The 24,009-nt window shown below is 57.6% G+C and carries 27 protein-coding genes, 1 other RNA gene, 1 pseudogene and 1 other annotated feature; of the genes and pseudogenes, 16 read left to right on the top strand and 13 right to left on the bottom strand.

Annotation, left to right across the window (positions count from 1 at the left end; translation table 11 throughout):
* Positions 1–182 precede the first annotated feature (182 nt).
* Both glnK and amtB read left to right on the top strand, forming a co-directional pair.
* Positions 183–521 (top strand): P-II family nitrogen regulator, encoded by a 339-nt coding sequence (glnK, locus tag MHZ89_RS05065; RefSeq protein WP_033752690.1) that lies wholly within the window; start codon positions 183–185, stop codon positions 519–521.
* Between the two features lie 34 nt (positions 522–555).
* The gene (gene amtB / locus MHZ89_RS05060; protein ID WP_311782080.1) at positions 556–1,848 is read left to right on the top strand and encodes an ammonium transporter AmtB; all 1,293 of its coding nucleotides are present in this window, start codon (positions 556–558) and stop codon (positions 1,846–1,848) included.
* 118 nt (positions 1,849–1,966) lie between these two features.
* On the opposite strand, the gene tesB is transcribed toward amtB, so the two are convergent.
* Entirely contained in the window at positions 1,967–2,830 is an 864-nt protein-coding gene (gene tesB, locus MHZ89_RS05055) for an acyl-CoA thioesterase II (RefSeq protein ID WP_311782079.1), read from the bottom strand.
* 189 nt (positions 2,831–3,019) lie between these two features.
* Here tesB and MHZ89_RS05050 point away from each other — a divergent pair, with 189 nt between their 5' ends.
* Positions 3,020–3,577 carry a YbaY family lipoprotein gene (locus MHZ89_RS05050; protein ID WP_311782078.1) on the top strand — a complete coding sequence of 186 codons (558 nt, stop codon included), beginning with the start codon at positions 3,020–3,022 and terminating at the stop codon, positions 3,575–3,577.
* Positions 3,578–3,608: 31 nt separating this feature from the next.
* Here MHZ89_RS05050 and MHZ89_RS05045 read toward each other — a convergent pair whose 3' ends face one another.
* On the bottom strand, positions 3,609–3,920 hold the full coding sequence (locus MHZ89_RS05045) for an MGMT family protein (RefSeq protein ID WP_311782077.1): 312 nt from the start codon (positions 3,918–3,920) through the stop codon (positions 3,609–3,611).
* A 165-nt stretch (positions 3,921–4,085) separates the two neighbouring features.
* Here MHZ89_RS05045 and ffs point away from each other — a divergent pair.
* Positions 4,086–4,182: signal recognition particle sRNA small type (ffs, locus tag MHZ89_RS05040), an RNA gene on the top strand.
* A gap of 126 nt (positions 4,183–4,308) precedes the next feature.
* Here ffs and MHZ89_RS05035 read toward each other — a convergent pair.
* The 3 genes from MHZ89_RS05035 to MHZ89_RS05025 form a co-directional block, all read right to left on the bottom strand.
* Positions 4,309–4,527 (bottom strand): HHA domain-containing protein, encoded by a 219-nt coding sequence (locus MHZ89_RS05035; protein ID WP_120451305.1) that lies wholly within the window; start codon positions 4,525–4,527, stop codon positions 4,309–4,311.
* Positions 4,528–4,550: 23 nt separating this feature from the next.
* The gene (gene tomB, locus MHZ89_RS05030; RefSeq protein WP_120451306.1) at positions 4,551–4,928 is read right to left on the bottom strand and encodes an Hha toxicity modulator TomB; all 378 of its coding nucleotides are present in this window, start codon (positions 4,926–4,928) and stop codon (positions 4,551–4,553) included.
* 148 nt (positions 4,929–5,076) lie between these two features.
* Positions 5,077–5,430, bottom strand: a complete 354-nt coding sequence (locus MHZ89_RS05025) for a hypothetical protein (protein WP_311782076.1) — start codon at positions 5,428–5,430, stop codon at positions 5,077–5,079.
* Positions 5,431–5,779: 349 nt separating this feature from the next.
* On the opposite strand from MHZ89_RS05025, the gene MHZ89_RS05020 reads away from it, so the two are divergent.
* From MHZ89_RS05020 to MHZ89_RS05010, 3 genes are read left to right on the top strand one after another with little or no spacing between them, the layout of a single operon-like run.
* Entirely contained in the window at positions 5,780–6,448 is a 669-nt protein-coding gene (locus tag MHZ89_RS05020) for an ABC transporter ATP-binding protein (protein WP_311782075.1), read from the top strand.
* On the top strand, positions 6,445–7,284 hold the full coding sequence (locus tag MHZ89_RS05015) for a metal ABC transporter permease (RefSeq protein ID WP_311782074.1): 840 nt from the start codon (positions 6,445–6,447) through the stop codon (positions 7,282–7,284). Before MHZ89_RS05020 ends, MHZ89_RS05015 begins: the two co-directional genes overlap by 4 nt.
* Positions 7,285–7,296: 12 nt before the next feature.
* Positions 7,297–8,175: a metal ABC transporter substrate-binding protein gene (locus MHZ89_RS05010; protein WP_311782073.1), complete on the top strand. Its 879-nt coding sequence runs from the start codon at positions 7,297–7,299 to the stop codon at positions 8,173–8,175.
* A 42-nt stretch (positions 8,176–8,217) separates the two neighbouring features.
* On the opposite strand, the gene ykgO is transcribed toward MHZ89_RS05010, so the two are convergent.
* The 4 genes from ykgO to MHZ89_RS04990 form a co-directional block, all read right to left on the bottom strand.
* Positions 8,218–8,358, bottom strand: a complete 141-nt coding sequence (ykgO, locus tag MHZ89_RS05005) for a type B 50S ribosomal protein L36 (protein WP_071997379.1) — start codon at positions 8,356–8,358, stop codon at positions 8,218–8,220.
* Between the two features lie 11 nt (positions 8,359–8,369).
* Positions 8,370–8,621, bottom strand: coding sequence for a type B 50S ribosomal protein L31 (locus MHZ89_RS05000; protein WP_311782072.1), 252 nt, complete (start codon positions 8,619–8,621; stop codon positions 8,370–8,372).
* Positions 8,622–8,780: 159 nt separating this feature from the next.
* Positions 8,781–11,936 carry an efflux RND transporter permease subunit gene (locus MHZ89_RS04995; RefSeq protein WP_311782071.1) on the bottom strand — a complete coding sequence of 1,052 codons (3,156 nt, stop codon included), beginning with the start codon at positions 11,934–11,936 and terminating at the stop codon, positions 8,781–8,783.
* Between the two features lie 16 nt (positions 11,937–11,952).
* Positions 11,953–13,155, bottom strand: coding sequence for an efflux RND transporter periplasmic adaptor subunit (locus tag MHZ89_RS04990; RefSeq protein ID WP_311782070.1), 1,203 nt, complete (start codon positions 13,153–13,155; stop codon positions 11,953–11,955).
* Between the two features lie 142 nt (positions 13,156–13,297).
* On the opposite strand from MHZ89_RS04990, the gene acrR reads away from it, so the two are divergent.
* Positions 13,298–13,936 (top strand): multidrug efflux transporter transcriptional repressor AcrR, encoded by a 639-nt coding sequence (acrR, locus tag MHZ89_RS04985; protein ID WP_311782069.1) that lies wholly within the window; start codon positions 13,298–13,300, stop codon positions 13,934–13,936.
* Here acrR and rsmS read toward each other — a convergent pair.
* The 3 genes from rsmS to MHZ89_RS04970 are packed head-to-tail and all read right to left on the bottom strand — an operon-like array spanning position 13,933 to position 14,901.
* The gene (gene rsmS, locus MHZ89_RS04980; RefSeq protein ID WP_311782068.1) at positions 13,933–14,088 is read right to left on the bottom strand and encodes a pleiotropic regulatory protein RsmS; all 156 of its coding nucleotides are present in this window, start codon (positions 14,086–14,088) and stop codon (positions 13,933–13,935) included. The genes acrR and rsmS overlap by 4 nt on opposite strands.
* Positions 14,089–14,097: 9 nt before the next feature.
* Positions 14,098–14,343, bottom strand: a complete 246-nt coding sequence (locus tag MHZ89_RS04975; protein WP_311782067.1) for a hypothetical protein — start codon at positions 14,341–14,343, stop codon at positions 14,098–14,100.
* Between the two features lie 36 nt (positions 14,344–14,379).
* Positions 14,380–14,901 carry a primosomal replication protein gene (locus MHZ89_RS04970; protein WP_311782066.1) on the bottom strand — a complete coding sequence of 174 codons (522 nt, stop codon included), beginning with the start codon at positions 14,899–14,901 and terminating at the stop codon, positions 14,380–14,382.
* Between the two features lie 56 nt (positions 14,902–14,957).
* On the opposite strand from MHZ89_RS04970, the pseudogene MHZ89_RS04965 reads away from it, so the two are divergent.
* From MHZ89_RS04965 to htpG, 6 genes and pseudogenes are all read left to right on the top strand, one after another.
* A pseudogene (locus MHZ89_RS04965) lies at positions 14,958–15,347 on the top strand (DUF454 family protein).
* 141 nt (positions 15,348–15,488) lie between these two features.
* Positions 15,489–16,040, top strand: a complete 552-nt coding sequence (apt, locus tag MHZ89_RS04960; protein ID WP_120451319.1) for an adenine phosphoribosyltransferase — start codon at positions 15,489–15,491, stop codon at positions 16,038–16,040.
* Positions 16,041–16,179: 139 nt separating this feature from the next.
* On the top strand, positions 16,180–18,144 hold the full coding sequence (gene dnaX, locus MHZ89_RS04955) for a DNA polymerase III subunit gamma/tau (protein ID WP_311782065.1): 1,965 nt from the start codon (positions 16,180–16,182) through the stop codon (positions 18,142–18,144).
* Positions 17,495–17,556, top strand: a sequence feature (DnaX frameshifting element). Its footprint overlaps the gene before it by 62 nt.
* A gap of 55 nt (positions 18,145–18,199) precedes the next feature.
* The gene (locus MHZ89_RS04950) at positions 18,200–18,529 is read left to right on the top strand and encodes a YbaB/EbfC family nucleoid-associated protein (protein WP_081139342.1); all 330 of its coding nucleotides are present in this window, start codon (positions 18,200–18,202) and stop codon (positions 18,527–18,529) included.
* The gene (recR, locus tag MHZ89_RS04945) at positions 18,529–19,134 is read left to right on the top strand and encodes a recombination mediator RecR (protein ID WP_120451321.1); all 606 of its coding nucleotides are present in this window, start codon (positions 18,529–18,531) and stop codon (positions 19,132–19,134) included. Before MHZ89_RS04950 ends, recR begins: the two co-directional genes overlap by 1 nt.
* A 98-nt stretch (positions 19,135–19,232) precedes the next feature.
* Positions 19,233–21,107 carry a molecular chaperone HtpG gene (htpG, locus tag MHZ89_RS04940; protein ID WP_126689269.1) on the top strand — a complete coding sequence of 625 codons (1,875 nt, stop codon included), beginning with the start codon at positions 19,233–19,235 and terminating at the stop codon, positions 21,105–21,107.
* A 189-nt stretch (positions 21,108–21,296) separates the two neighbouring features.
* On the opposite strand, the gene MHZ89_RS04935 is transcribed toward htpG, so the two are convergent.
* Positions 21,297–22,166 (bottom strand): LysR substrate-binding domain-containing protein, encoded by an 870-nt coding sequence (locus tag MHZ89_RS04935; protein ID WP_311782064.1) that lies wholly within the window; start codon positions 22,164–22,166, stop codon positions 21,297–21,299.
* 171 nt (positions 22,167–22,337) lie between these two features.
* On the opposite strand from MHZ89_RS04935, the gene MHZ89_RS04930 reads away from it, so the two are divergent.
* Together MHZ89_RS04930 and adk are read left to right on the top strand one after the other, a co-directional pair.
* Positions 22,338–23,183: a DUF6024 family protein gene (locus MHZ89_RS04930; protein WP_311782063.1), complete on the top strand. Its 846-nt coding sequence runs from the start codon at positions 22,338–22,340 to the stop codon at positions 23,181–23,183.
* Between the two features lie 143 nt (positions 23,184–23,326).
* Positions 23,327–23,971, top strand: a complete 645-nt coding sequence (gene adk, locus MHZ89_RS04925) for an adenylate kinase (RefSeq protein WP_126689271.1) — start codon at positions 23,327–23,329, stop codon at positions 23,969–23,971.
* Positions 23,972–24,009 lie beyond the last annotated feature (38 nt).

Below are 24,009 nucleotides of genomic sequence, written 5' to 3'. Positions count from 1 at the left end.
AGTGCAACCCTGTCGCTATCCCGCTTCGCTTTTCTTCTCCGGTTCTTTTTTCCTGCCGCGTTAAGCCATGCTGCGCTGCATTCAGGGCGCACTGCGCGCGCTTTTTCATTCCTGGCACAGCCTTTGCTTCTGTCTCTGCACGTCTGAGGCGACTCACTTGTCTACTACCCGGAGGGGATGTAATGAAGCTGGTTACCGTAGTCATCAAACCATTCAAACTGGAGGATGTGCGCGAAGCACTCTCCTCTATCGGCATTCAGGGGCTGACCGTATCTGAGGTTAAAGGATTTGGTCGTCAGAAGGGCCATGCAGAGCTTTATCGCGGCGCTGAATACAGCGTGAACTTTCTGCCCAAGGTCAAGATTGATGTCGCCATTGCCGACGACCAGCTCGACGAAGTGGTGGATGTGATCAGCAAAGCGGCCTACACCGGCAAGATCGGTGATGGCAAAATTTTTGTCGCTGAGCTTCAGCGCGTTATTCGTATTCGCACCGGTGAAACCGACGAAGCTGCGCTCTGATTTCGGCTACGTAATCTGATGGGATGGAAAAAAAATGAATAAAGCACTCACCTTGTTGGGCCTCATCAGCCTGGCCCTGTTGCCCTCGCTGGCGATGGCTGCGCCCGCGCCGGCGGTTGCAGATAAGGCCGACAACGCGTTTATGATGATTTGCACCGCGCTGGTGCTGTTTATGACGGTTCCAGGGATCGCACTCTTTTACGGCGGCCTGATCCGCGGCAAAAACGTCCTCTCTATGCTGACGCAGGTCGCCGTGACCTTTGCGTTAGTCTGCGTGCTGTGGATTGTATATGGCTATTCGCTGGCGTTCAGCGAAGGCAACGCCTTTTTCGGCAGCTTCCAGTGGGCGATGTTAAAAAACATCGAGCTGAAGGCGGTTATGGGTACCTTCTATCAGTATATCCACGTCGCATTTCAGGCGTCGTTCGCCTGCATTACCGTGGGACTGATCGTTGGCGCTATCGCCGAGCGTATTCGCTTCTCCGCCGTACTGATTTTTGTCGGCGTCTGGGTCACTCTGGCTTATCTGCCTATTGCACATATGGTCTGGGCGGGTGGCTTCCTGGCGCAGGATGGCGCGCTGGACTTCGCGGGCGGTACGGTCGTGCATATTAACGCCGCTATCGCCGGTCTGGTGGGCGCCTATCTGGTAGGCAAGCGCGCAGGCTTCGGCAAAGAGGCATTTAAACCGCATAACCTGCCGATGGTCTTTACCGGTACGGCGATCCTTTACGTGGGCTGGTTTGGCTTTAACGCCGGTTCGGCCTCTGCCGCTAACGAGATCGCCGCGCTGGCTTTCCTGAACACCGTAGTAGCGACCGCAGGCGCGGTGCTCTCCTGGACCTTCGGCGAATGGGCGGTGCGCGGCAAACCCTCACTGCTGGGCGCCTGTTCAGGCTTTATCGCCGGTCTGGTCGCCATTACCCCAGCCTGTGGCTATGTAGGCGTCGGCGGGGCGTTGATTATCGGCCTGGTGGGCGGTCTGGCAGGGCTGTGGGGCGTAACCTCGCTGAAGAAAATGCTGCGCGTGGACGATCCCTGTGACGTCTTCGGCGTACACGGCGTGTGTGGCATCATTGGCTGTATTCTGACCGGCGTATTCGCCTCCTCTTCGCTGGGCGGCGTTGGGTATGCGGAAGGGGTCACCATGGGACATCAGGTATGGGTGCAGATCTACAGCGTCGCCATTACTATCGTCTGGTCTGCGGTGGTCGCCTTTATCGGCTTTAAGCTGGCGGATATGATCGTGGGTCTGCGCGTGCCGGAAGAGCAGGAGCGCGAAGGTCTCGATGTGAACAGCCACGGCGAAAACGCTTACAACCAGTAAGCCGGGGCAAAGAAGAGCAGTGCGCAACATACTATAAAACGACAAGGGGCGACTATTCGCCCCTTATTTTTTGCCCGTCGCCGGGCCAGCCCGCTGCGTTTTTCAGCGCCCGAATAAGTTATTCGCTGCGCTGGCGCATCACCCCTTCCTGCACCGTCGAGGCGACCAGCACCCCCTGTTGGTTATAGAACTCGCCGCGCACAAAACCGCGCGCGCCGGAGGCGGAGGTGCTTACCACGCTATAAAGCAGCCAGTCGCTGAAGTTAAACGGGCGATGAAACCACATCGAGTGATCGATAGTGGCGACCTGCATATCTGGCTCAAGAAAGCCCTTGCCATGCGGCTGAAGCGCCACCGGCAGGAAGTTTAGATCGGAGGCGTAGCCCAGCAGATACTGATGGATGCGCAGATCAGCAGGCAAGCCGCCGTTGGCGCGGATCCAGACCTGACGCACCGGCTCATCGACGCGGCCTTTAAGCGGATTGTGGATTTGCACCGGCCGAATCTCCAGCGGGCGCTCGGCAATAAATTTTTCACGCACCTTTTCTGGCAGCAGATGCGCCATCTTTTGCGCCAGATCCTGCTCCGACACCAGCGTTTCCGGGCCGGGTACCGCGGGCATCTCATTCTGATGCTCGAAACCGCTCTCCGGCGCCTGAAAAGAGGCGGTCATATAGAAAATAGGCTGACCGTTCTGAATCGCACTGACGCGCCGCGCGCTGAAGCTTTTGCCATCGCGCAGCGTTTCTACGTCGTAAATAATGCTTTTCTTGCTGTCGCCCGGCCGTAAGAAGTAACTATGGAAAGAGTGGATAATACGCTCTTCCGGCACCGTCTGTTTCGCCGCGTAGAGCGCTTGGCCGACCACCTGACCGCCAAAGACCTGACGCAGTCCTAAGTCTTCGCTCTGGCCGCGAAAGAGGCCCTCTTCCAGCTTTTCCAGATTTAATAAATTCAGCAGATTTTCCAGCGCCTGGCTCATAGTGCAATCCTCACAAAGTTAACCGGCTCAGTGTGAAAGATCCGACCAGTTAACGTCAATCAAAGAGTGCATCAGGCACCGACAGGAAATATCTGGATTTTATGCCAGGATTAACCCTATAAGGCGAATGAAATCCCAGTCGATAAATTCGCAGCCGATAATCATAGTGATCAGATGGAGACGACATCAATGAAACTCTGGCAAGTGGTAAGTGGTATTACGTTAATTGCAGCCGCCGCAGGTTGTGCCGATCACAGCAAATCTGTACCGGTGCCGACGCTGGGCGCAAGCGCAGCAGGACAGCAGGCGGCGATTGCGCAGCCAAATGTGAGCGGGTCAGTCTATATTCGTCAGCGCGTCGCGCTACCGCCTGACGCGGTGCTGACGGTTACGCTCTCTGATGCCACGATGGCGAATGCGCCGTCGAAAGTGCTTTCGCAGCGCGCGGTACACACGCGGGGCAAGCAGGCGCCGTTTAACTTCGTGCTGCCGTTTAATCCTGCTGATATCCAGCCCAACGCGCGTATTTTGCTGAGTGCGGCCATCACTATTGACGGCAAGCTGGCATTTATTACCGATTCCGTTAAGCCGGTAATTAACCAGGGCGGAACCAAAGCGGAACTGCTGCTGGTGCCGGTACCGCAAACGGCGCTGCCGACACAACCGGGCGCGGCCACTACGGTGCCGTCAACCTCTCCCACGCAGGTGACGCCGTCTTCTTCCGTACCTGCACCGACCAGCCTGTAATCTGATGAGAGCGGGGCGTATAGCCCCGCTGTCAGGGTTGCCAGCGATACTGTTCCAGCGCGATATGCCCATCGTCGCTTATCTCAATGCCTTCGGCCGCCAGCGCATCGCGCTGCCGAAGCAGATCGTCGCCCTGTAGTGAAATAGCGCCGTGGCGATTAATTACGCGATGCCACGGCAGCTGCGTGCCTTGCGGCAAACGACGCAATACGCCGCCAACCTGGCGCGCAGCGCGCGGCGAACCCGCCAGACGCGCAATATCGCCATAGGTAGCGACTTTTCCTTGCGGAATAGCGGCGACAATATGCCATATACGCTGCTGAAAACTCTCTTGCGGATCCATAACCTCGTTCCGATAGGCGTAAAACGCTACTTTAGCATAGCGGCGCGCGCGCAGGCGGCGCCCATTGTTCAAGAAAACAACGGTCACCCGGACGGCGCTTGCAATTGCCGGGGGCTTCCCTGATAATGCCCCCGCCTTCGAAAGAGGGCTTATCAATGGAGGCTCTGTTGGTCCTCCCGCAATGCTAACTTGTGAACTCGGTCAGGTCCGGAAGGAAGCAGCCGCAGCAGGCGACGCGTGTGCCGGGATGTGGCTGGCAGAGCCTCCACCACTTTCTCCCCTCGGAAAATCCTCATACGTCTCTTATAACCGCCACTCCATGGCCAGTTAAAGATTTATTCAGAACAAAACGGGTTGGTTGTAGCAAAGGGAAAGGAAAAACAGTGTGTTAACGCACGAACTTCCATACTGAGCCAGGCACTTTGTCGTAAAGTTTATTCATCGTAAGTTCAGCCAGACGATGATCGGCGGCAGAGTAGAATACCGCCAGTTCGTCATCGGATAATTCATACTTATTCTTTTCAATTACGCGTTCAAGCGTATCGATCGAGCGGCAGCGTCTCAGCCGCATCAAATAATCAGTTTTAGTCAGAGTTTTATCGTTCATAAATAAACCGGTCTCATGTTTACCTAAATGGAGTGACTGGGTTGCTGAAGGTAAGCGCACTCTTCGCTAAAAAGATTAAATAAGCGCCGGGCAGAACGCTGCCACCGATTCAAATCTTGCGCATTGATACCGTAATTAGTGAATAGCATAAAGGTATCGTCAAGATAGTCGTCGATTTGCGTTATCAGATCTTCATCTTCAGCATGCTTTATTTTGTAATTCATCGTGAAAGAAGCAATGTGCTCAATCAAATCATTAAGCTGTAAATTGTTCTCGGAAGTTGGGTCGTTAACCCAGCCGTGATGACTGTCGGTCAGCGTCGCCATACTTTCATCAAACAGGTTCTCACACAGGAATTTAAGCTGGGCAATATCATGCCGTTTCGGTGAGTACTCGTCCATCTTTTTCCCCTCCATAGCTTGCACGGATACCGCAATGCGGCGAGTTAAGGTTAAGCGGCCAGGAAGCGATTATGAATAGCGGTCAAAGCTAGGGTTACATTAAATATAAGTCACAATCATTAGTTTTGCTCACCTCAATTACCAAATATTACAATTCGTCAGCGGGCGAGGGTTGCTGGTTGTCAATCAGCTCAAACTCAAGTCTGCCGGGAAAAACATGAAACATAACCTGTTCTTCCCTGGTAAATGTCTCATTTAAATCCAGACAAGGACTAAATATATGTCCATCGAATTGATAAAGCATTTTAAAACGATTGCTGGCTAACTTTTCAACAGACTTTATTTTAAAACTCTCAGGAACTAACTGAGCGTGTGGTGAATACCATTGCAGATCGCCTGCCAGGGGTTGCGCTATTTTGGGAATATTCCGTTGGATAAACGCCTTTAATTCTGGGACGTCTGGGTTATCCGGGTTGATATTGCTTTCAAGCTGCAGTGACATAACGTTTACCGGTTCAGTAGAGTGATAAACCGATCATTAGGCTTGTGCAACCTCTTTGCAACTCATCTGTTAATGACAAAACCTATTGTTATTATTCGCAAACCTTTTTTCCTCATTGAATCAGATAAATGGCGGGGCATATCGTCAGCACGTCTGAGATCGTTGATACCTTTTGAAACATATTCCTCACGCGCAGCGGCACAGAGATACGATAGAGTATTGTTATGTTATAACATATAGGCTATGTGATGAATCAGAGTGGAATGCTGCTTTCGCTGGGAGAAAGGTTAGCCGTCGCGTTGATGACTATCGCTCTGCTGGCGCTGGCAATCGTGTGGGGAATCGCTTCGTGATGCGTTTTATTCAACTTCAGGCGGGTTATCAGGACAGAGCGGTGACGCCGATCGTTAATGCTGAATTAACGTCTGGAAGTATGACGGCGCTGATCGGCGCCAACGGCAGCGGTAAATCTACGCTGCTGAAAACCATTGCCGGACTCATTAAACCGGTGGCCGGAAGGTGCGAACTGCAGCTTCCCCGAAAAGCCATCGGCTGGATGCCGCAGCGCAGCGAGCTGGAAACGCGCTTTCCCGTAACGGTTTTCGAACTGGTGTCGATGGGCTGCTGGCCGCGCTGTGGCTGGTTCGGCGGCATCAATCGCGCCATGCGGCGCGAGATCGATGAGGCGCTGGAGGCGGTGCAGATGCGCGAGTTTGCCGAGGCACAGCCCGCCACGCTGTCAGGCGGCCAGCTGCAGCGCGTACTCTTTGCCCGGCTGCTGATGCAGCGCAGTCCGCTGTGGCTGCTGGACGAACCTTTTAACGGTATTGATAACAAAACGGTGACGCTGCTGATGTCGATCCTGCAACGGCAGCAGCAGGCGGGCACAACGCTGCTGGTGGTATTGCACGATCGTCCGCTGGTCGAGCGCTATTTTAGTGACGTGCTGTCAATGGACGTTGATTCAAGTCGATCGGTCGCTAAGGCGTCAGTCGCGTTACGGAGCCTGGCGTCATGACGCTGATTCAGCCTTTTATTGAATTCGGCTTTATGCGCCGCGCGCTGATCGCCTGCGTGGCGCTGGCCGTCAGCGCTACGCCGCTCGGCGTCTTTTTGTCGCTGCGTCGCATGAGCCTGATTGGCGATGCGCTGTCTCACGCGGTTTTGCCCGGCGCGGCTATCGGTTACCTGATTTCCGGTTTATCGCTGGTGGCGATGGGCGTAGGCGGGCTGATCGCCGGTCTGGCGGTCGCGCTGCTCTCTGGCGCGGTCAGTCGCTTTACGCCGCTGAAAGAGGACGCCAGCTTCGCCGGATTCTACCTGGGCTCGCTGGCGCTTGGCGTCACGCTGGTGTCGCTGCGCGGCTCCAGCGTCGATCTGCTGCACGTCTTGTTCGGTTCGCTGCTGGCGGTGGATAACTCGGCGCTGCTGCTGGTAGGGGGCATCGCCGCCTTTACCCTGCTGATGCTTGCGGTTATTTACCGACCGCTGGTGATTGACGCTTTCGATCCCGATTTTCTGCGCGCTCAGGGCAAATGGAGTGCGCCGCTAGTTCACGGGCTTTTTCTGATGCTGGTGGTGCTGAATCTGGTGGCGGGCTTTCAGGTACTCGGCACGCTGATGTCGGTCGGGCTGATGATGCTGCCCGCTGCCAGCGCGCGGTTCTGGAGCCGGCATCTGGCATGGATGCTGGCCGTCGCTATGGCGCTGGCGATAGCCGCAGCCGTTATCGGGCTGATTCTCTCCTGGCGCTATTCGCTGCCGGCGGGGCCGGCGGTGGTGCTGAGCGCCGCGCTGATCTTTTTCCTTTCCATTCTGGCAGGGCCATGCGGCGGCATTTTGCGCCGCCATTAAACAGGGGTATTTATGAAAAAGTTACCATTAAGTCTGGCGATTGGCGCGCTGCTGATTAGCCCGTTATCCATGGCGAAAACCGTTAATGCCGTCGCGAGCTTTACCGTACTGGCAGACATTGTGAAGCAGGTCGGCGGCGAGCATGTCAGTGTGAAATCGCTGGTGGGGCCAAATGGCGATCCACACACCTTTGAGCCTACGCCGCAGGACAGCCAGGCGCTGGCTAAAGCAGATATCGTATTCGTCAGCGGCCTTGGCCTTGAAGGCTGGATGGATCGTCTGGTCAGCGCCTCTGGCTATAAAGGCGAACCGGTGGTCGCCTCGCGCGGCGTTTCAACGCGCAGCATGGAGGAAGAGGGCAAAACCGTTACCGACCCGCATGCATGGAACAGCATGTATAACGGCGTTATCTACGCCACCAACGTAATGAACGCCTTGATTAAAGCTGACCCGCAGGATGCTGATGCTATTCGACGCAGCGGCGAAAACTATATTCAGAAGCTGCAGGCGCTGGACAGCTGGGCGAAAACATCCTTCGCGACGGTACCTGCGGCGAAGCGCAAGGTGCTGACCAGCCACGATGCCTTTGGCTACTTCGGCCAGCGCTACGGCGTAACCTTTCTTGCGCCGGTGGGCTTTTCTACCGAAGCGGAGGCCAGCGCCAGCGAGGTGGGGGGCCTGATAAAGCAGCTACAGGCCGAGCATATCCACAGCTACTTTATTGAGAATCAGACCGACCCGCGCCTGGTGAAGCAGATCGCCAGCGCAACGGGGGCGCAGCCGGGCGGCGAACTCTATCCAGAGGCGCTTTCGCAGCCTTCCGGCCCGGCGCCGACCTATGTCGCGGCGTTCCGGCATAACGTAGATGCTATGATCCGCAGCATGAAATAAAAAAAGGCCGGGGAGAACCCCGGCCAGCTATCACGACACATCCTAACGTTTTTTCTTTCTTCCCTGCACCGCCTTAAAGCGCGGGTTCGATTTGCAAATCACAAACACACGTCCGTGACGACGAACGATCTTACAATCCTTGTGGCGCTTCTTTGCCGACGCCAGCGAGCTTAGTACCTGCATCTGTTACGCCCTTATTTTTTAAGAAAGCGACCGAAGCGCTGGTTGAAGCGCGCAGCGCTGCCTTCTTTTGTAAATTCTTTCTGCTTGCCGGTGTAATAGACATGGGAAGCGGAAGAGACATCCAGCGTCACATAGGGCAGGGTCTCGCCTTCAAACTCGATGGTGCGCTCCGTTTTAATGGTGGAGCCGATTTTGAAATATTGATCGACGGTAGTGTCATGGAACACGACCGGACGGTAAGCAGGATGGATATTCGGTTTCATAACGCCCCCAAATGTTATGTTATAAAGTAACATTATTATGGCGCTCATCCATCCTGAATGCAACTCTGATTAATGCCTGAACGGGAAGAGTGAAAGGAAAGCGGGCAGGCAGCCAATAAAAAAGGCCGCTTGCGCGGCCTTTTGTGATTCAGCAAAAGATTAGTGCTGATGGCTTTGTTCGGTCGGATGGCCTTTTTCCAGCTCCGATTTATTCTTGCTGAAGCGGCGACGAACCACCACGAAGAACACCGGAACGAAGAAGATCGCCAGCGCGGTCGCTGTGACCATGCCGCCCATTACGCCGGTACCAACGGCGTTCTGTGCGCCGGAACCCGCGCCGGTACTGATCGCCAGCGGCAACACGCCGAGAATAAAGGCCAGCGAGGTCATCAGGATAGGACGCAGACGCATACGACACGCCTCCAGCGTCGCTTCTACCAGACCTTTGCCCTCTTTCTCCATCAAATCCTTCGCGAATTCGACGATAAGAATGGCGTTCTTCGCCGACAGGCCGACGGTAGTCAGCAGACCCACCACAAAGTACACGTCGTTGCTCAGCCCGCGCAGCGTGGTAAAGATCAGCGCGCCGATAACACCGAGCGGCACGACCAGCATTACCGAGAACGGAATTGACCAGCTCTCATAAAGCGCTGCCAGACAGAGGAAGACCACAATCAGCGAGATGGCATAGAGCGCAGGTGCCTGGTTGCCGGAGAGGCGTTCCTGATAGGACATGCCGGTCCAGTCATACCCGATACCCGCAGGCAGTTTCGCCGCCAGCTGTTCCATCAGGTTCATGGCGTCGCCGGAGCTTTTGCCTGGCGCAGCCTGGCCCAGAATCTCCATTGACGGCAGGCCGTTATAGCGTTCCAGACGCGGTGAACCATACTGCCACTTCGCCGACGAGAAGGCGGAGAAGGGAACCATGTTGCCGCTGCTGTTGCGCACGTACCACTTGCTGATGTCGTCAGGCAGCATACGGTCTTTGGCCTGACCCATCACGTAGACCTTCTTCACGCGACCGCGATCGATAAAGTCATTAACGTAAGAGCCGCCCCAGGCCGCACCCAGCGTAGTATTGATATCAGAGAGCGACACGCCCAGCGCCTGCGCTTTTTCCTGATCGACAGTCAGCTTGTACTGCGGCGTATCTTCCAGACCGTTAGGACGCACGCCGACCAGCGTATCGGCGTGCTGTGCCACCATACCCAGCAGCTGATTACGCGCTTCGGTCAGTTTTTCATGGCCGAGGTTGTTCTGGTCGATCAGTTCAAAGTCGAAGCCGGTGGCGTTACCCAGTTCGATAATCGCCGGCAGGTTGAACGGGAACACCATTGCATCTTTAATCTGGCCCAGCGCCGCCATGGCGCGGCCGGCGATAGCCGGTACCTTCAGATTGCTGCTGCTGCGTTCATCCCAGGGTTTCAGACTGACGAAGGCGATACCGGTGTTCTGACCGCGGCCGGAGAAGCCGAAGCCGTTAACGGTAAACACCGACTGCACGCTGTCCTTCTCTTTATTCAGGAAGTAATCCGTCACCTGATCCAGCACTTTCTGCGTACGCTCTTGCGTCGCGCCCGCAGGCAGCTGCGCCTGAGCAAGCAGCAGACCCTGATCTTCTTCCGGCAGGAACGAAGAGGGGAGGCGCAGGAACAGATAGGCCATACCCACAACGATCACCAGATAGATCACCAGATAACGGCCGGTGCTGCGCACGATATGACCTACGCTGTCGACGTAGTGGTTGGTGCTCTTGTCGAACAGGCGGTTAAACCAGCCGAAGAAACCTTTGGTCTTGCCATGCTCGCCTTTCTGGATCGGCTTCAGCAGGGTGGCGCAGAGCGCGGGCGTCAGGATCAACGCCACCAGCACCGAAAGCGCCATAGCGGAGACGATGGTGATGGAGAACTGACGATAGATAACGCCGGTTGACCCGCCGAAGAAGGCCATCGGGATAAATACCGCTGACAGCACCAGCGCGATACCGACCAGCGCGCCCTGAATCTGCTCCATCGAGCGGCGCGTCGCCTCTTTCGGCGGCAGGCCCTCTTCGCCCATTACGCGCTCGACGTTCTCTACCACCACGATGGCGTCATCCACCAGCAGGCCGATGGCGAGCACCATACCGAACATCGTCAGCGTGTTTATCGAGTAGCCGAAGGCATTGATGATGGCAAAGGTGCCGAGCAGCACCACCGGCACCGCGATAGTTGGAATCAGCGTCGCGCGGAAGTTCTGCAGGAAGAGATACATGACCAGGAATACCAGCACGATCGCTTCAAACAGGGTCTTAACGACTTCGAAGATCGAGATCTTAACGAACGGCGTGGTGTCATAAGGGTAAACGACTTTCAGGCCGGCCGGGAAGGTGGACTGCAGCTTGCCCAGCTCCGCCTTCACCGCGTTAGCGGTATCCAGCGCGTTGGCGCCGGTCGCCAGTTTGATACCGATACCGGAAGCCGGTTTGCCGTTAAAGCGCGCAACGACCTCGTAGTTCTCGCCGCCCAGCTCGATTTTCGCCACGTCGCGCAGGCGCACCTGCGAACCGTCGGTATTAACCTTCAGCAGAATTTTGCCGAATTCGTCGGTAGAGGTCAGACGCGTCTGTGCGATGATCGAGGCGTTAAGCTGCTGATTTGGCGCGGCAGGCGCGCCGCCCAGCTGACCCGCCGCTACCTGGGCGTTCTGCGTGTTGATGGCGCTAATGACGTCAACTGGCGTCAGCTGGTAGTTATTCAGCTTGGCCGGGTCCATCCAGATACGCATCGCATACTGCGCACCGAAGATCTGGGTATCGCCCACGCCGGAGGTACGGCTAATGGGGTCCTTGATATTCGATGCGACGAAGTCTGCGATATCGTTCTGCGTCATGGAGCCGTTATCGCTGACGAAACCCGCCACCATCAGGAAGCTGCTGGAGGATTTCTGCACCTGAATACCCTGCTGCTGCACTTCCTGCGGCAGCAGCGGCATCGCCAGCTGCAGTTTGTTCTGCACCTGGACCTGCGCAATATCGGGATCGGTGCCGGATTCGAAGCTCAGGGTCAGCTGCAGGTTACCGGAAGAATCACTGTTTGATGAGAAGTACATCAGCCCATCAATACCGTTCATATTCTGTTCGATAACCTGCGTCACGGAATCCTGAAGCGTTTTCGCATCCGCGCCTGGATAAGCGGCACGAATCTGTACGGCCGGCGGAGCAACGTTGGGATATTGCTCGATCGGCAGTTTGAGAATCGATAGCGCACCCGCCAGCATCACGATGATGGCGATTACCCACGCAAAGATGGGGCGATCGATAAAGAACTTAGCCATGTATCAACGGCTCCTGTTAAGACGAAGATTTTTCAGACTGGGTCTGAGATTGCGCATTCGCGTCAGATTTTTGCTCGGCAGAGACTTCCTGCGGCGTCACCTGGGCGCCTGGCTTCGCGCGCTGAGTGCCGACGCTGATGACGCGTTCACCCTCTTTCAAGCCAGAGGTCACCAGCCATTTGTCACCGATCGCCTGCGCGGCGTTGACATTGCGTACCTCAACCTTGTTGTCCGCGCCAACCACCATCACGGTCGCCTGACCGGTCGGGGTGCGCGCTACAGCCTGCTGTGGAACCAGCAGCGCATTCGGGTTGGTGCCTTCTTCCAGACGCGCGCGGACGAACATGCCCGGCAGCAGACAGTGATCCGGGTTCGGCACGATGGCGCGCAGAGTGATAGAGCCGGTGGTCTCGTCAACCGTTACGTCAGAGAACTCCAGCGTGCCTTTCTGCGGCGATTCGCTGCCGTCCTGCATCAGCAGGGTTACGCTGGCCTTGCCGTCTACCTGCTTCAGCTGGCCAGACTCCAGTTCTGCACGCAGACGCATAAACTCGTCGCTGGACTGGGTTACATCGACATACATCGGGTCGAGCTGCTGCACAGTGGCCAGCGCGGTGGTCTGCGCACTCTGCACCAGCGCGCCTTCGGTCACGGACGATTTGCCGATACGGCCGCTAATAGGCGAGGTTACTTTAGTGTAGGCAAGGTTAATGCGGGCGGTTTCGACATTCGCCTTGGCGACCTGCACTGCGGCGGCGTTCTGCGCGGCGGTAGCAACGGCGTTATCGTAATCCTGCTGGCTGATATATTTGGTGCCAAGCAGGGGCTTGTAACGGTTAACCGTTAACTGCGCGATGCGCGCGTTGGCTTCTGCCTGCGCCAGATCGCCTTTTGCGCTGTCGTAGCTCGCCTGATAGGTTGCAGGATCGATCTGATAAAGCGATTCGCCCGCTTTGATGTCGCTGCCTTCCACAAAGTTACGTTTCAGAATGATACCGGAAACCTGAGGGCGCACTTCAGCCACGCGATAGGCGGAGGTACGACCCGGCAGCTCGGTGGTGATCTTCAGGGGTTCGCTTTTAAGGGTGACAACGCCCACTTCCGGCGGATGTTGCTGGGCGGCTTGCTGGGATTTATTATCATCACATCCTGTTAACACAAAGCTGCCTGAAAGCATCAGGACGGCCGCCAGAGGCGCTAATCCTCTGTTTTTATTCATAAATAAACCTCTAGTGTCCGATATCAATTGATCAATGGATCACAAACCGATAAACCCATTGCTGCGCTAAAACCCGGGTCGTGCTATGGTACATACATTCATAAATGTATGTAAACTTGCCAGTTTGTAAAAAAAGCTCCCTATGGCACGAAAAACCAAAGCCCAAGCGCTTGAAACGCGTCACCAAATTCTTGATGCCGCCCTTGCACTCTTCTCCTGCCAGGGCGTTTCCGCCACTTCTCTTGCGGATATTGCGGCAGCGGCTGGCGTGACGCGGGGCGCAATCTACTGGCACTTTAAAAATAAAGCCGATGTGTTACACGAGATCTGGCTGCGCACCGACGCTGGGCTTGATGATGTGGAACTTGAGTATCAGACAAAATACCCCGGCGATCCACTTTCCGTCTTACGCGCAATGCTGATCTATATCTTTGAAGCGACAGCAAAGGATCCGCAACGCCGCGCGCTGATGGAGATCATTTTCCATAAGTGCGAATTCGTCGGCGAAATGGCTGCGCTGCAAATCATGCAGCAAAGTTTGCTGTCGGAATGTTATGACAAAATAGAAGACGTTTTGAAAGAGTGTATTGAGGCAGGACAACTACCCGTCACACTCAATACCCGCCAGGCGGCGCTGCTGCTGCGGGGCTACGTCAACGGCATGATGGAGAGCTGGCTGTTTACGCCAGAGAGTTTCGACCTGGCTGCGACCGCGCCGCAAATTGTCGAGTCGTTTATCGATATGCTGCGCCTGAGCCCAACGTTAACGGCTTCGCATTAGGCCTGCTGCTCTGCGGCGCGCTTCTTCTCAAAGTCGCGCTGTACAATCGCCAGTGCCGCCAGCACGGTGTCGGCTGGCAGCTGGTTCTCTTCCAGCAGTTGAATCAAATCTACCGCCAGTTTTATTTCGTCAGGGGCGTTTTCCAGTGACATTGTGGCTCCTCATATGCGCAATTTCGCTGCGACCAGCATCATCGCTAACGCGCCGGCCAGCGCGATACCGAGCGCGGCAGGGTGAAGCGTCGCCAGCGAGCCAAGACCAAAGTAGCTGGCGATATAGCCGCCGACCAGCGCGCCGATAACCGCCAGCACCAGCGTGGCGGCGAGACCGCCGGGCCGACCGGGGAAAAACCGCCGCTTTAGCCAGCCCGCGACCACGCCAGTGATAATCCAGGCTACGATTCCCATTTCAGGCTCCTGAACAGGTGGCGCTAAGTATAGGCGTCAGATGGCGTCGCCGCGCAGCGAAAGCGCCCAGCTCACCGCATGAATCGCCTGACGACAGCGCGCCATACGGCCTTCCAGCACCTCAAGATCCTGTTTGAGCTGCTGCTGCGTCGCCAGGCTCTCCGCCAGCGCCAGTCGCTGTTCGCGCTGGTCGATCATCGCCTGTAGTCGCCTTTCATATTCGCGGTACTCTTCCAGCTTCTGCTGGCGCAGCGACGCGACGGGCCTTTCACGGCGCGGGCGCAGCTGCTGCGTGCTGGCTTCGCGCTGCAGGGCGGCGATTTGATTCACCAGCTTTTCCGCCAGCCAGGCGCGCTCTTGCGCATTCGCGGAGGCGCAGAGCAGCTGCAGATTACGTTCGATCTCCTGCAGATAATCAGCCAGCCGCGTGCCGGTGGTGATAAACAGCTGCCTGTCGAAGCGCGGCGTGCGGCAGCGTCCGTCGGGGTGACGGGCGATCTGCGCCTTAAGCGCCGCCAGGCAGGCGGTGAGACGCTGTTGTGTGGTGGCGTCCGTCATCATCTTTTCCTTATCTGTGCTAACGTAGCGCGGAGGCAAAAGATCCAGGCAACGCTATGCAACGTATTTTACTTCTGACTCTCGGCTGGCTGGCCATCATACTCGGCGCGCTGGGCATTGTATTACCATTATTACCGACCACGCCATTTGTGCTGCTGGCCGCCTGGTGTTTCGCTCGCTCCTCGCCGCGTTTTCATCACTGGCTGCTGTGGCGTTCGCCGTTCGGCCGCTATCTGCGCCACTGGCAGCGGCACCGCGCTATGCCACCGGGTGCGAAAGGGCGCGCCGTTGCACTAATGCTGGTGACCTTCGGCGTGTCGCTCTGGATAGTGAAAATTCTGTGAGTGCGCGTTTTTCTTGGCGTAATGCTCTGCATTTTGCTGCTGATGATGTGGCGTATTCCTGTGACGGCGGAATCGCCCGACGATCGCGCGCCACCGCGATAAGGTTGCATTTAGCCGACCATTTGCTTAGATTTGGGCATCTTCGTGCGTGGCTTCCCTTTTTTTACTCTCTGCGTCTGATTCATTTTGGAATCTGACGCTATGGAAGCTGCGCGATATAAAGTTTTTACCAGGCGTAACATTATGACCGCAACTGCGCAGCAGCTTGAATTCATTAAAGAGAGCATCAAAAGCATTCCGGATTACCCGAAACCGGGGATCCTTTTCCGCGACGTCACCAGCCTGCTGGAAGATCCTAAAGCCTACGCCGCAACTATTGCGCTGTTTGTTGAGCGCTACCGCGATCAGGGCATTACTAAAGTCGTCGGAACCGAAGCGCGCGGCTTCTTGTTTGGCGCACCTGTCGCCCTGGCGTTAGGCGTCGGCTTCGTGCCGGTGCGTAAGCCTGGCAAACTGCCGCGCGAAACGTTCAGCGAATCCTATGAGCTGGAATATGGCACCGATGCCCTCGAACTGCACAAAGACGCCATTAAGCCTGGCGACGTGGTGCTGGTGGTGGACGATCTGCTGGCGACCGGCGGTACCATCGAAGCCACGGTCAAGCTGATCCGCCGCGCGGGCGGTGAAGTTAAAGACGCTGCCTTTGTGATCAACCTCTTCGATCTGACCGGCGAATCCCGCCTGAAAGCGCTGGGCATCAACTGCTACAGCCTGGTCAACTTCCCGGGTCACTAAGTGACGATGGCCTCGCCGTGTGCGAGGCCAGCAAGTGATAGGCAATGCCCGCCGTCGCTGTTAAACTACTGCAACGATATACAGGGGTTGCAGCGCGTCTGCGCTCATCTTTCCAACCACATCCAGTGATCGAATCCACATGAGCTATCAGGTACTTGCGCGAAAATGGCGTCCCCAGGCATTTGCTGACGTTGTCGGTCAGGAACATGTCCTGACCGCGCTGGCGAATGGACTGTCACTGGGACGTCTCCATCATGCTTATCTCTTTTCCGGTACGCGCGGCGTAGGTAAAACCACCATTGCGCGCCTGCTGGCGAAGGGACTTAACTGCGAAACCGGCATCACCGCCACGCCATGCGGCCAGTGCGACAACTGTCGCGAGATTGAACAGGGCCGCTTCGTCGATCTGATTGAGATCGATGCCGCGTCGCGCACGAAAGTCGAAGATACGCGCGATCTGCTGGACAACGTGCAGTATGCGCCCGCGCGCGGCCGCTTTAAGGTCTATCTGATCGACGAAGTGCATATGTTGTCGCGCCACAGTTTCAACGCGCTGCTAAAAACGCTCGAAGAGCCGCCTTCACACGTTAAATTTCTGCTTGCCACCACCGATCCGCAAAAGCTGCCGGTAACCATCCTCTCCCGCTGCCTGCAGTTTCATCTCAAGGCGCTGGATGTCGAACTGATCCGCAAACAGCTCGATTACGTGCTGCAGCAGGAGCAGATCGAGAGCGAACCGCGCGCGCTGCAGCTGCTGGCGCGCGCCGCCGACGGCAGCATGCGCGACGCGCTCAGCCTGACCGATCAGGCGATCGCGATGGGGCAGGGCGTCGTCAGCGGCGCTATTGTCAGCCAGATGCTCGGCACGCTGGACGACGAGCAGCCGCTGGGTCTGATTGAGGCGCTGGTAGAAGGCAGCGGCGAACAGGTTATGACGCTGCTCAACCAGGCCGCGTCGCGCGGCGTGGAGTGGGAAGCGCTGCTGGTGGAGATGCTGCGTCTGCTGCACCGTATCGCCATGGTGCAGCTGCTGCCCAGCTCGATCAATGATGAAGAAGAGAGCCACGCGCCGCGGCTGCGCGAACTGGCGCGCGTCGTGCCGCCCGCCGACGTTCAGCTCTATTATCAGACGCTGCTGATGGGGCGCAAAGATCTGCCGCTGGCGCCCGATCGCCGCATGGGCGTCGAGATGACGCTGCTGCGCGCGCTGGCTTTTCATCCGCAAACGGCGATTGCCGAGCCGGTCGCGCGCCCGGCAATGACGCCGCAGGCGGAGCCGCAGCCAGTCGCCGCGCCGTCGCCGCAGGCCGCCGCCGCACAGCCGCAGATGGCGCCGCCCGCGCCACCGCCGGAACCCATTGCGCCGCCGGTTTCCGCACCGCCGGCCGCCGCGCCGGACGGCTCGTTCTCCGATACCACCAGCCAGCTCCTGCAGGCGCGCACACAGCTGCTGCGCCAGGGGGCCAGCAAACCAAAAAAGAGTGAGCCGGCAGCGTCCCTGACGCGGCCGGCCAACTCCGCGCTGGAGCGCCTGGCATCCGTCACCGAACGCGCGCAGGCGCGTCCGCGCGAGACGGCGCCGGCGAAAAAAGAGGCGTACCGCTGGAAAGCGCAAACCCAGGTCGAAGCGGCGCCCGAACCGGTAGCGACGCCAAAAGCCTTGCGTTCGGCGCTTGAGCATGAGAAAACCCCTGAGCTGGCGGCGCGCCTGATGGAAGAAGCGCAGCAGCGCGACGCCTGGGCGGCGGAAATCGCCGCGCTGCCGCTGCCCAAGCTGGTGCAGCAGCTGGCGCTGAATGCCTGGAAAGAGAGCACAGAACAGGGCGTTTGTCTGCATCTGCGCTCCACTCAGCGCCATTTGAATTCCACCTCAGCGCAGCAGGTGCTCGCTGCGGCGCTGAGCGACGCCGCCGGGCAGCCAGTTGAACTGACTATCATTGAAGATGATAATCCTGCGGTATTGACGCCACTTGAGTGGCGGCAGGCCATTTACGAAGAGAAGCTGGCGCAGGCGCGACAGTCTATCATTAGCGATACGCACATTCAGACGCTGCGCCGGTTCTTTGACGCCGATCTGGATGAAGAGAGTATCCGACCCGTTTGACCACGCTGCCGCTGTCTCATGGATAGCGATGCGGCCTTAGCTGAGAGAGAAAACTATGTTTGGTAAAGGCGGACTGGGCAACCTGATGAAGCAGGCCCAGCAAATGCAAGACAAAATGGCCAAAGTCCAGGAAGAGATCGCCGCGCTGGAAGTTACCGGCGAATCGGGCGCAGGCCTGGTGAAAGTGACCATCAACGGCGCGCACAACTGCCGTCGCGTGGAGATCGATCCCAGCCTGCTGGAAGATGACAAAGATATGCTGGAAGATCTGGTCGCCGCCGCATTCAACGATGCCGCTCGCCGTATCGACGAAACGCAGAAAGAGAAAATGGCCTCTGTTTCCGCCGGTATGCAGCTGCCGCCCGGCTTTAAGATGCCGTTCTGATGCAAACCAGTCCACTGCTTGAATCTCTGATGGAGGCGCTGCGCTGCCTGCCCGGCGTTGGGCCGAAGTCGGCGCAGCGCATGGCGTTTCAGCTGCTGCAGCGCGATCGCAGCGGTGGCATGCGGCTGGCGCAGGCGCTTACGCGTGCAATGTCTGAAATCGGCCACTGCGCCGACTGCCGCACCTTCACCGAGCAGGAAATTTGCACCATCTGCGCCAATCCGCGGCGTCAGCAGAACGGGCAAATCTGCGTGGTGGAGAGCCCGGCGGATATTCACGCCATTGAGCAGACCGGTCAGTTCGCCGGACGCTACTTTGTCCTGATGGGCCATCTTTCCCCGCTGGACGGCATTGGCCCGCAGGATATCGGGTTAGACCGTCTTGAGCAGCGGCTGGAGAAAGAAACCCTGAAGGAGGTGATCCTCGCCACCAACCCCACGGTTGAAGGCGAAGCGACGGCCAACTATATCGCCGAGCTGTGCGGCCAGTACGGCGTCGACGCCAGCCGCATCGCTCACGGCGTGCCGGTAGGCGGCGAGCTGGAGATGGTAGATGGCACGACGCTGTCGCACTCGCTGGCCGGGCGTCACAAGATTACTTTCTGACCGCTTGCCGACGTCGTTAACGACGTCGGCTTGAAATTTTCCGCACCATCCCCACATCAACCTCAACGTTCGTTCAACCTGATTCCGTTGAGGTAACAATGACCATGAAAGGACAAGAGACGCGTGGCTTTCAGTCAGAGGTAAAACAGCTTCTGCACCTGATGATCCATTCCCTCTACTCAAACAAAGAGATTTTCCTGCGCGAGCTGATCTCCAACGCCTCGGACGCTGCCGATAAGCTGCGCTTCCGCGCGCTGTCGGACGCCAGCCTCTATGAAGGCGACGGCGAACTGCGCGTGCGTCTCTCTGTTGATAAGGACAAGCGCACCCTGACGCTGTCGGACAACGGTATCGGCATGCGTCGCGATGAGGTGATTGAGAACCTGGGTACCATCGCTAAATCCGGCACTAAATCTTTCCTCGAGTCCCTGGGTTCAGACCAGGCGAAAGACAGCCAGCTGATCGGTCAGTTCGGCGTGGGCTTCTACTCTGCGTTTATCGTGGCGGACAAGGTCTCGGTCCGTACGCGTGCCGCAGGCGCGGCGGCGGATGAGGGCGTGTTCTGGGAGTCGGCGGGCGAAGGCGAATATACCATCGCCGATATCACCAAAGCCGATCGCGGCACCGAAATCACGCTGCACCTGCGTGAAGGCGAAGATGAGTTCCTCGACGCCTGGCGCGTGCGCAGCATTATCGGCAAATACTCCGATCACATCGCGCTGCCGGTGGAAATCGAAAGCAAAGATGAAGAGAACGACACCACCACCTGGGAGAAGATCAACAAAGCCCAGGCGCTGTGGACGCGCAACAAGTCTGAAATCAGCGACGAAGAGTACAACGAGTTCTATAAGCATATCGCGCACGACTTCAGCGATCCCGCTATCTGGAGCCACAACCGCGTCGAGGGCAAGCAGGAGTACACCAGCCTGCTCTATATTCCGTCACGCGCGCCGTTCGATATGTGGAACCGCGACCATAAACATGGGCTGAAGCTCTATGTGCAGCGCGTCTTTATTATGGATGACGCCGAGCAGTTTATGCCGAACTACCTGCGCTTCGTGCGCGGCCTGATCGACTCCAACGATCTGCCGCTGAACGTGTCGCGCGAAATCCTGCAGGACAGCCGCGTTACCCAGACCCTGCGCGCTGCGCTGACGAAGCGCACGCTGCAGATGCTGGAAAAGCTGGCTAAAGATGACGCTGAAAAATACCAGACCTTCTGGAAAGAGTTCGGTCTGGTGCTGAAAGAGGGGCCGGCGGAAGACAGCGCCAACCAGGAAGCGATCGCGAAGCTGCTGCGTTTCGCCTCAACGCACAACGACAGCGCCGATCAGAATGTATCGCTGGAAGCGTACGTCAGCCGCATGGTGGAAGGTCAGGAGAAGATCTACTACATCACCGCCGACAGCTACGCCGCTGCGAAGAGCAGCCCGCATCTGGAGCTGTTCCGCAAGAAAGGCATCGAGGTGCTGCTGCTCTCCGATCGCATCGACGAGTGGATGATGAGCTACCTTACCGAGTTCGACGGCAAGGCGTTCCAGTCAGTCAGCAAAGCGGACGAGTCGCTGAGCAAGCTGGCGGATGAAGAGAGCGAAGAGCAGAAAGAAGCGGAGAAGGCGCTGGAGCCGTTCGTGGAGCGCGTGAAAACGCTGCTGGGCGACCGCGTGAAAGAGGTGCGCCTGACGCATCGTCTGACCGATACGCCAGCCATCGTCACCACTGACGCCAACGAAATGAGCACCCAGATGGCGAAGCTGTTCGCCGCGGCGGGCCAGGCGGTGCCGGAAGTGAAGTATATTTTCGAGATCAACCCGGATCACCAGCTGGTGAAACGCGTGGCGGATACGCAGGACGAAACGCGCTTCGGCGAGTGGATCGAGCTGCTGCTGGATCAGGCGCTGCTGGCCGAGCGCGGCACGCTGGACGATCCTAACCAGTTTATCCGCCGTATGAATCAGCTGCTGACGGCGTAATGAGCTAACACAACGGCCGGTAAAATACCGGCCGTTGTGTGTTAAAACGCTGCTGTTGAGGGATGATTTGCTCCTGAGCCACGCCTCCGTTCCTGAAGGCTATTACCTGCCTGTAAGTCACCTCTGGTCGTGCCCTTCTTTGCCCAGGCTACGCGCCCTTACGCGCGTGATTCACTTTCTAAACACCCCTTACTGCTGCGCCGCCTCGCGCAGCCAGTCGCGAAACAGCGTAATCTCGCCGTCGTTGCGTCGCGACTCCTTCGTCATCATCCAGGTCGCGCGATCGACGCGGACAAAGCCGAGCGGCGCGATCAGCGACCCCTCTTCAAGCTCTTTGCGCACCAGCAGACGCGGCGCCACAATCACGCCCAGCCCGTTTTTCGCCGCCTGGATGCCAAGCGTCAGGTTGTCGAAATGCTTTCCCGACCAGAAATTGCCGCGCACCTCGGCGCTTTTCGACCACTCCGCCCAGGCGTGCAGGCGCGTATCGGCGTGCAGCAAAGGAAGGGCAGCGAGATCCTGCACGCTGCGAAAGCGCGGGGCGAACAGCGGCGCGCAGAGCGGCCCAAGATAATCATCACCGATTAGCGTGGCGTCGATATCGCCGTCGGGCGGCTGCTCATAGCTAAGGATCAAAACGTCGACATGTTCGCTGCGCAGCTGACTCAGCTCCAGCTGCCCCTGAAAGTGAATTTCGATATCGGGATAGCGCTGATAAAAGGTGCTGATGCGCGGAATCAGCCACTGCGACAGAAAACTTGGCGCGCAGGAGACAGTCAGATGATGGCGCATGCCGGTGCGAATGCTGGCGCAGGTGGTGGAAAGTTCGCTAAAGGCTTTTTGACAGCTGAGCAGCAGGCGCTCGCCGTGTGAGGTTAATTTAACGCGTCCGTTGGTGCGCACGAAAAGCGGCTTGCCCATCCAGCTCTCCAGCTGGCGAATCTGATGGCTTACGGCGCTGTGAGTGACGTGCAGGCGTTCGGCCGCCACGCTAAAGCTGCTGTGTAACGCCGCCTGGTGAAAATGGTGCAGCGCCCTTAGCGGAGGTAGCCGGGTCATACTCATCCCCTGTGTAAAAACCTAACAGGGATTGTCAGTTTATATCATTTTAAAGTCCAGCCGCATTCCCCTAACCTTGCCCGCTGATTATGGCGGGTTGACTCGCAGGCAGAGCTATGCGTGGCTCTGCACCCGCCATCACCCGAGAGATAAAAAGAGAACCACGACGCGATGGCATTTCATCCCTGGGCCGACCGACCTTCCGAGGCGCGAGACCGGTTACGTACCCTGTTGTCACGGCATTACCGGCTGGATCAGTATGATGTGTTCTTCGCCCCGTCGCTGCACGTAGCACGCATTCTGCTTTCTCAGCTTTTCCTGCGGCAGGAGCAGGCGCGCAATCAGACGCGCTACGCCACGCACTTTCCCGTCACGGAGCTGAATGTATTGCCCGCGGTGCCGCTGATGGCCGGGAATATCAATTTCATCGCGCACGTAGAACTGCCGTATGGGCGAGTGCGATCGCTGCATGAGTGCCAGCATCAGGGAGTGGTTGACGTCAGCGAAAGCTTCGCCAGCGTGCTGCATGAGGAAGTGATGGCGCACGCCAGGCTGTTTGTCGCGCGCCTCGATCGGCATGCCGATCTGCCAGAAGGTCTGGTGCTGGTAGCGCTGCGCACCGCCGACTTCAGCACGCTGGTGCGCAGCGAGCTGCGGCTGTTCGAGCAGGGCTTGCCGCTGGACGCGCCGGTGCTTGCCGCGCTGGCGCGTATCAGAGAGCAAAGCTGGCGCCCTTATAACCATGCCAGCGTCAACGCGATTAGCCTTCACGCGCCGATGCTGCTCGCCTCCAGCCATACCCCAGGCGTGCCGTTCGCCAGCTTTCCCCTGCCGCGGACGCTGCTGGCCGCGCTGACGCCCGCCAGCGATCTGGAGCTGTGGCCGCAGCAGGGGTATCTGCTGGTGCGCGCCAGCCAGCGCGGGAGCGGGCGAAAGCAGACCAACCTGACGCCGCAGATCGACAAAAGAGTTCAGGCGCTGTTCAGCCCTGGCGGCAAATCTGAAAAAAAGGCGTAGCCGCGCCTGTCCGCCGCCTTTTATGGAGAAACGGGCTATCGTCGCCGGGAAGGCGCCTGCGCCTTTCTTGTGGTGAGCGGGTCATAATGGTATGGTCTTCGCCTTCTAGATTGATCAATGCGATTCGCAAGGGGATTTACGCAATGCGTATTATTCTGCTCGGTGCTCCGGGCGCAGGTAAGGGCACTCAGGCTCAGTTCATCATGGAGAAATATGGCATCCCGCAAATCTCCACGGGCGATATGTTGCGTGCGGCGGTTAAAGCCGGCACCGAGCTCGGCAACCAGGCGAAAGCCATTATGGACGCCGGTAAACTGGTAACTGACGAGCTGGTTATCGCGCTGGTAAAAGAGCGTATCGCGCAGGAAGACTGCAAAAACGGTTTTCTGCTGGACGGTTTCCCACGCACCATCCCGCAGGCGGATGCGATGAAAGAGGCCGGCATTAAAATTGACTGCGTGCTGGAGTTCGCCGTGCCGGACGAGCTGATCGTCGATCGCATCGTTGGCCGTCGCGTACATGCGCCGTCAGGCCGCGTTTATCACGTTAAATACAATCCGCCGAAAGTGGAAGGTCATGATGACGTTACCGGCGAAGAGCTGACCACGCGTAAAGACGATCAGGAAGAGACTGTGCGTAAGCGCCTGGTGGAATACCACCAGCTGACCGCGCCGCTGATCGCCTACTACAGCAAAGAAGCGGAAGCGGGCAACACCGCTTATCACAAAATCGACGGCACTCAGCCGGTCGCCGACGTCAGCAAGCAGCTGGCGCGCATTCTCGGCTAACGCCTCTGGGGCTGGCAGTGCCAGCCCCTTTTGCAGTA

The organism is Pantoea sp. ACRSB, from assembly GCF_022346905.1.
Taxonomy (GTDB): Bacteria; Pseudomonadota; Gammaproteobacteria; order Enterobacterales; family Enterobacteriaceae; genus Pantoea; species Pantoea piersonii.
This window is presented reverse-complemented; position numbering and strand designations above follow the sequence as displayed.